Consider the following 7,663-nt stretch of genomic DNA (forward strand, 5'->3'; position numbering starts at 1 on the left):
CGCGAAAGCTGTTACAGCGTGGGCGTCAACGCATTCGGGTCGTACTCACCAAATACATCGCGCATGGCATCGCACAGTTCACCGTGGGTGGCATACACCTCCACCGCTTCGAGCATTGGCTCCACCATATTGGTATTACCGCGCGCCGCCTCGCGCACCTTTTCCAACACCCGCTCCACCGCCGCGTTATCACGCTTGGCCTTTATGCGATTGAGGCGCTCGATCTGACGGGCCTCGGCGGCTTCATCGTGGCGAAAAATCTCGATCTCTCGCTGCTCGTCTTTTTTCACCAGGTAGTTCACTCCTACAAACTTGCGCTCCCCACTGTGAAAATCGCTGTTCATGGCTATCTGCTCGTTAGCCAGCTCGCTCTGAAAGTAACCGGCTTCAAGCGCACCCAAGGCACCACCCATGGCTTCAATTTTTTCCATCTCAGCAAACACGGCATCTTCCAGCCGCTTGGTCATGTACTCCACATAGTAAGAACCTGCTAACGGATCAATGGTGTCGGCCACCCCCGTTTCCTGAGCAACAATATGATGGATATTGGCACCAATGGTGATGGCATCTTCACTAGGCAGGGCGTGAGCCTCATCGTAGAGCGGCGTATTGATGGTGTGGGCGCCGCCGCCTAGGGCGCAGGCCAGCATTTCGATACCGAGCCGCGCAATATTATTCAACGGCTGCTGTAAGGCCATGGACATGGTGCCGGGTGAGCTCATCAGGCGCAGCTTCAGGGCTTCCTCAGCGCTCGCACCATAGGTTTCCTTCATCAGGCGCGCCCACACTTTGCGATAGGCGCGCAACTTGCCGATAGCTTCGAAAAAGTCCATATCGATGCCGGTGATAAAACTCACCATCGGCGCCACGTCGTCAATTTTGTGGCCACGCGCCAGCAACTCATCGATATAGGCACGCGCCATGGCAAAGGAGTAGGCGATTTCCTGCACCGGGTTACCCCGTGCGGCGTAGATCTGCGCACCGACAATATTCAGGGGCATCCAGTTGGGATGATGCTTCATGCAATATTCAATGACATCACACGCCAAGCGTAAACCGTGCTTTGGCGGGTAGATATAGCGCCCAACGCAGGTGTATTCGACTAAGATGGTGTTGGGCATCATCAACCGGATATCTTCCAGCTTTTTACCCTTGCGCTGCAGGGCCTTAATCAGCATCGCCAGATTCACCGGTTGTGGGGCATTGCATACCGAGGTGAGATTCTTGAGTTTCTCCAGCGGGAAATTGAGAGCATCTTCCATGTCCTGCAGCGTATCCAACGCCATACCGGCACGACCCACTTCACCGCGGCACAACGGGTTGTCGGAGTCATAACCGTTGGTGGTAGGCAGGTCGTATTCAATGATGATGGAATCCAGCCCCTGATTGACCATGTACTCCCAACGCTTGGCGGAGTCTTCGGCGCAGCCAAAGCCACTGACCTGGGTCATCGCCCACAGGTCGCCGCGATAGCCCGCAGCGCGGGTTTCCCGGGTGTAGGGATAGGTGCCGGGCAGACCAAGATCCTGATCCGGATCAAAGCCTATCGCATCCAAATCGGCCTGGGTGTAGAGCGGTTTAATGTCCCAGCGCAGACTCTGGGTTTTAAACCCGGTCTTACGCTCGCCGTGTTCGGCAACAGCGGGCTCGTAATACTGCGTGCGCCACAGGGTTTCGCTGTCAGATTTAAGCGCTCCCACGTTGTCCGATGATTGCCCCATAGTGCCGCCCTTCGCATTTAGTAAACCATCTTTAATATAAAGCAGGATTAGTTTATCCGCAAGACAGCTCGCCACCCCGACCAACCGGCCCGAGATCGACTTGCCGCTGCCGAAGCCCCCCGCTATCCTCGCCGTTCACCGACACTTGGGAGCGACCATGCCCACACTGTTTCAAAGCTGCTACCAACGCGCACTGGACCACCAGGGCGGCGAAGACGCCCTGCAGGCACAATTGCCCAAGGCCAAAACAGCCCGCCAACTGGCTAACGTGGGTGACGACCGCTATCTGGCGGAGATGGCAGCCTGCATTTTTCGTGCGGGTTTTGTCTGGCGAGTGGTACAGAACAAGTGGGACGGCTTTGAAGAGGTGTTCAATGGCTTTCTTCCCATCTGGGTGGCGTCACGCTCCCCAGAACAGTTGGAAGAAATGGCCTCAGACACCCGCATCATCCGTAATTTGAACAAGGTTAAAGCGGTTCAGGATAACGCCCTGCTGGTGCTCGACCTGCAACGCGAATACGGCAGTGTCGGCAAGTTTCTCGGGCAATGGCCGCAAGACGATGTCATTGGCCTGTGGCAATACCTGAAAAAGCACGGTTCGCGCCTGGGCGGTAACAGCGGACAGTATTTTCTGCGTTTTACAAATACAACGCATTAATACGACCCATTTTTTGTATGCTCCTTAGCCCGCCTTAGTGCATTATATAACCCACTACAATATAAGACTATTTGTATGTTAACGGTTACCTCCCAAAAATACGGTTGCACTCTCTTTTGTGAAGGAACGAGAGCTGAAGACTTCTCCATTCTTTTGCTTCCGAGCTTCTTTAGTCACTCGCTGGAAGCCACTGGTTCGGTTTATACAGTAGAAAGACGCAGATTGAAGGGCGGTTCTAAATTTATCAAATCTGAAATGATCGTAAGCGGAATCGACGATACCACGAAAGCGATCATCCTAAATCGCTTAGCGAGCTTTTTACGCTGGGTAGAAGAATACTCAGAAGAGAGCAAGCATGTGACATTGTTTAATCATCATAACCTGCCCGAAAAGTTTATTCTCTACTATTTAAACGAAGTTCTTATTCAGGAAAAGGGCAGAGGGGATCACGCAATTGCGCAACACATCATGGCTCTAAATGCATACTACAATTTCCTAGCAGTAAATGGATTTACAAATCAGAAGAATCTTTATGTAAAGCCAAAGTTTAAAGGGCTGTGTAGAAGCAACACCCAGCGACGAACATCAGTAAAGTATTTGACACCTGAGTTGCGATCCATCCTGTATAGAAACACTTTAACAATCAGAGATGAACTACTTCTAAAAACGGGCGGTGAAATGGGCCTTCGCTCTAAAGAGAACCTTGGATTCCGGCTAAACGACTTCAAATATGGAAGGAACAAACACAAAGGCTTGAAAAGCCTCTTTCTAGATATGGAAAACAACCCCGAACAGCAAGAGTTCATATATTTCTTGCCTGGAACATTCACAAAATCAAAAAGAGGATCTGGCGGGATCTCCAGAGAGGTTTTCATATCAAGAGAATTACTTGAGCGCTTCAAACTTTACTATGACAAAGAAAGGCCTCAGTCAAATGAAGACACATTTTTTCTAAATGATTCCATAAACGACTGCGGAACACCTATAGCAGAAGCACGGGCTAGCAAAGTCTTTGCTAACGTCAGAAACGCAGTTCTTGCAAAGCAAAGTCAAGGCCTCCTCTCGGATAAAGGCCAGGTACTAGAACCTACACACACCCACCATGTTCTACGACACAGCTTTGGCACGGACAAGTTTTACCAGTTTTCCGAAGACAACAAAATGCGCTTTGATGATGTTATTTCAACGTCTCAGGTCTACCTTTCCGTAGCAGCCCTACTAGGACATAACGCCGCTGATGGATCAGCCCCACAAACAACGCGCAAGTATATTAGAAGCTGTCAAATAAAAGCTCGATATTCTCTGGATTAAAACATGGAAAACTTAGATGACATCAGCCAAGAAAAGAAGGGAATGATAGATGCGCAGCTAGAAATAGAGCGAGAGCTTGACCAAAAGAAAAAAGTTAGGCCGATCAAATTTAATCCAGTGAAAAACCAGTTCACAATACCGAGTTTTGGATCACACCTTGAAAATAAAGTAGTAATAAAACCCGGCGACGATTCGATAAAGAAGATCATATTTTTCGCGCTAAATACAGCAACGTATCTTTACTTCCATACAGACGAATTCGCTTTACATCGAAAAAAAGAGGCATCGACCATATTCCCAAAATTCATAGGTTTTATGAGCACCTATAAAATAACTAACTCCCACCCCTTGTCGATTTTTAAGGATTTTGAAACGCATCGGATTAATAACGACGGCGTGCTGACTCAATCGACGGGCCTTAGAGAAATACAAAATGCGTTGAAAGCCGCCATTGAATATGAGCCTTTTTTAGAAAGCATTTCACGAAACGACCTGACATTACTTCACAAGGCTACAGAAATTCAACGCCTACCAACAACAACAAAAACCGAGCAAATAACGCTAACTGATTGGTTTGGCGAGCACACCTGGTTACGCAAAGATGACGCTGGCATAGGGCACGAATTATATTCCCGGCTTGCATCCCCAAAAGCCATGTGCAAATCACTTTTATCTACAGCTGTAGCTACTCTAGCCGAGCTACAGCGACTGCGAGACACATTATACCATTTTGCCATCGAAAATAACTGGAAACCTAGCGACTTCCCGACAATGCAAGAGCGCTCAGACTTTAAGACCAAGGGTGAATACTATATATACAGAAACCACTACTTTGTTTCAGCGATGGGCCGAATTCAAAAAGACTATCATGCATCATCGGGAGACCGGAATAGAATCAAAGATCTTCTGAGAGTTATTATCACAGAAACATCAACTCTTCGAAATGCCGAACTTGTTAGTCGATTATTATTCCAGAACGTAGAACTTAAGACGAGTTATAAGCTGAATGGAAGAAACTTTCAGCCAGCCAGCCACAGCAGTACGTTTGCTGCAACCACTATTGGGTTTCCTCTTATAGCCGAAATGGTTCTCTACATTCAAAACGAGGATAAATGCAGCTCAGCCATGCCAATTACAAAAGTCGAACGAATTATGTTCTGCTGGTTAATGGCTTATTTTACTGTCCAACCAAGCGATATACTAAAGCTAACTAAAAACAATTTCACTTACGTCAAGCGTAGAAGCGGTCACGTCACACATATCAATATTCAATACTACAAAAGCAGGTCTAGTGGCTATCACGAGTTAGAGACTATTGAAGCAAATCGGCCTCTTGGGCTGACCCTAAAAAGGTTCATTGAAGAGGCGTCAAACAACCTATCAAGCGACTCTCCACTAGTAGATGAATATCCTACGATATCAACTGGCAGCACGCTTCAAAGACTAGCCTTTATCTGGGACAGATACATGCGTGACGCTATTGCGAGACAGATAGTTACAGATGGTTCAAGCCCGGCTTTCCCAGAGGCGGTGATAACGCTAGAAAAGAACGGTAAAAGATACTTGAAGCAACGAGATAAAACAATAGATAAATATAGAAGTAATACAGAACACTTTTTGGCAAAAAGAACTTTTTCGTTGACGCACATTAAGAATTCTTCTGTTCACTCTCGATCTGACAAATTCGACCCAACGCAACTGATGAATTATCACTCCCACACAAACGCTACAGAAAGAGCTAGCTACCTTACCGCCGAAAACGAGGTGTGGATAAATAACACGGGACGTATTACCAGGATGGTAATGTTGGACATGGCTAGCAATCTGTTTGCATCCACCAAATCAGCACGAAAGATTTTTAATGAGGAACTCTCACAACTGTCTCAGAGCCTAAGATCGCGCAAGGATGACACACTATCACGCATCAAGGTCATTACAGGAAATAAATCGGGTCGCATAGATAATTTTGGATTCGTCGACAAGCCTAAAATTATAGATGGATTTGAAGACGAATTATACCTTCTTGATTCACCAGAGACAGTTATTAAACTATTGCATTATCTCCGCGAGGTTGAAGAAAAGCATCACCTAATAATGGCGTCATCACCTGAATATCTTTTGTTCACCGTTCTTCCGACTGCTGAATGGATCGAAACAGTATTTGACAACAGGATGCTGTCGAGGTCGTCAGTCGAAAGGGGGGAAAAGCTCTTTCGCAAGTATAAAGATGACCTGCCTGGACTTTTCACTGCATATTTAGGTTAATCAATATGAATAAAGCTATAAGAACAAAGTTTAATAACAAGGTTCATCTAACAGATTACCTTGAAGCAGTTCTATCCAGTCACAATGTCGAACAAACGCTATCTGATGATTTATGGGAATTTAGGACAGAGGGAAATGGAGATATATCAATAACACTAGACTTTACGATTTTTGACGCTCAGTTCATGAATGGCGAAACTCCAGTAAAAATAGTTTACAAAGCTTCTGAGCTTGTAATAGAAAGAAAACTGTTTGCAAAGTTGTTATTTCTTGAAATTACGCCATTAGGTAAGAGCCGGCAGATCAAAGATAAGACTTTCAAACTAATATCTCATCTATTCTATTATTTTGCGAACACCCATAATCACAGCTCTTTTGGGCTGGGTGATTTAGAACGGGTTTTCGAAAACGTTATCATGTACGACTTGCGTGCCAATGGTCTAAAAAAGCGATTTTCTCCTCGCGGTTATCAGACATCCTCATTGCCTTTCGAAAAAATCGGAGTTTATTTTAAACGTTATTCCGTCTTTGATATTTTCCCGCGCATTACTAGAAAAAATGTAGACGAGGCACTCTCTAACGTCTGCATGAATGTCTTGGGTATAACGAAGTCAGACTACAAAAAAGGGGGAAGTTTCAATTTTCTAGGATTAGACATTGGAAAACACTATGTTGACCACTGTGGATCTTTCTTCGAAGAGAATATTCAAATTTCCTTAGCGTTAAGAGCCACCTTGGACGAAGCACACTCCACATTTGATTATACTAATATTTATGTCCGGGATGAGGCCGTTATAGAAGTTGTAGCGCGCGCCCTTAGCGGAGAATCCATTGATGAATTCATGAACAACACTCGTCGCAAGACTACCGACGAAAATACAATCAGAAGGCCGAAAGCGGAGACTATCCGCCAGCGAACCTATGAAGCCTTCACCAAGAATTACAATAAATACTCTTTAATTTGCACGATTACAAGGTTATACGTTATTGACGAAATTATTTTTAAGGCAAAACTTCCACATCGATTCGACACGCAAGAGTTTATTAGGTCACTACTAATCGCCACACACCTTGACGATTTTGGCAAACCAGCGGATAGCATCTTTGCCGAATACGCTTCCGCTCTTAGATCTGAACAAAGCAGCTTTTGTCTAACATTCGATGAAATGTACAATGTTTGTAATGAGGTATTGAAGACACACACGAACACAATAACCGAGGATACTTGCCAGGCTTTCTTAGCCGCCTATTTTTCAAGTAAAAACATCGTTGGCTTATCCCTCAATGTATCCAATAAAGCGAAACATGGGGTTCGACTAGTATCACGATTAATTAGCCATGTAGAATCAGCAGGCCTTCTATGCTTTGTCGCTCAAACAGGATGGAGGCGAAGTGAATTTGGATTTCCATTCTCCGCGATACACGTATGTAAAAATTCAGATGTATTAGACGGTTTGTATACCCCATGGAGGTTCAACGTTAAATGGGTCGTACCCAAAACTCATGGAGAATCAAAGGTTGACCGAGAGATAACATCACACTCCTATTTTATAGCCAAGCTTTTAGACCTATTTAACAAAGATGACCGAAACCCTGCATTATATAGAGTCAGAGGCGACTCCCTCCAACAGGCACATCTTTCACAGGCCCCAGTGAATAACAGGGTAGCAATGATGTGGCATCACTTCATTAGGCACTATGATGGTTT

5 protein-coding genes are annotated in these 7,663 nt (G+C 45.5%); 4 read left to right on the top strand and 1 reads right to left on the bottom strand.

The features are described from left to right. Positions 1-11 precede the first annotated feature (11 nt). Positions 12-1,721, bottom strand: coding sequence for a methylmalonyl-CoA mutase family protein (locus AC222A_RS13305; protein ID WP_372758271.1), 1,710 nt, complete (start codon positions 1,719-1,721; stop codon positions 12-14). A 157-nt stretch (positions 1,722-1,878) separates the two neighbouring features. Here AC222A_RS13305 and AC222A_RS13310 point away from each other — a divergent pair, with 157 nt between their 5' ends. The 4 genes from AC222A_RS13310 to AC222A_RS13325 all read left to right on the top strand — a co-directional run. Then, complete coding sequence (locus tag AC222A_RS13310; RefSeq protein WP_372758272.1) at positions 1,879-2,379, top strand: DNA-3-methyladenine glycosylase I; 501 nt, start codon at positions 1,879-1,881, stop codon at positions 2,377-2,379. A gap of 75 nt (positions 2,380-2,454) precedes the next feature. Then, positions 2,455-3,690: a hypothetical protein gene (locus AC222A_RS13315; protein ID WP_372758273.1), complete on the top strand. Its 1,236-nt coding sequence runs from the start codon at positions 2,455-2,457 to the stop codon at positions 3,688-3,690. A 3-nt stretch (positions 3,691-3,693) separates the two neighbouring features. Then, positions 3,694-5,955: a hypothetical protein gene (locus AC222A_RS13320; RefSeq protein WP_372758274.1), complete on the top strand. Its 2,262-nt coding sequence runs from the start codon at positions 3,694-3,696 to the stop codon at positions 5,953-5,955. 5 nt (positions 5,956-5,960) lie between these two features. Next, positions 5,961-7,663: hypothetical protein (locus AC222A_RS13325; RefSeq protein WP_486775096.1), on the top strand; the 1,703-nt coding region annotated here is incomplete at its 3' end.

The sequence above is a fragment of the Litorivivens sp. genome, assembly GCF_057445395.1.

Excerpts from the sequence above, each read along its gene's own strand:
- AC222A_RS13305 (WP_372758271.1), bottom strand. The coding sequence starts at position 1,721 with ATGGGGCAATCATCGGACAACGTGGGAGCGCTTAAATCTGACAGCGAA.
- AC222A_RS13310 (WP_372758272.1), top strand. The coding sequence starts at position 1,879 with ATGCCCACACTGTTTCAAAGCTGCTACCAACGCGCACTGGACCACCAG.
- AC222A_RS13315 (WP_372758273.1), top strand. The coding sequence starts at position 2,455 with ATGTTAACGGTTACCTCCCAAAAATACGGTTGCACTCTCTTTTGTGAA.
- AC222A_RS13320 (WP_372758274.1), top strand. The coding sequence starts at position 3,694 with ATGGAAAACTTAGATGACATCAGCCAAGAAAAGAAGGGAATGATAGAT.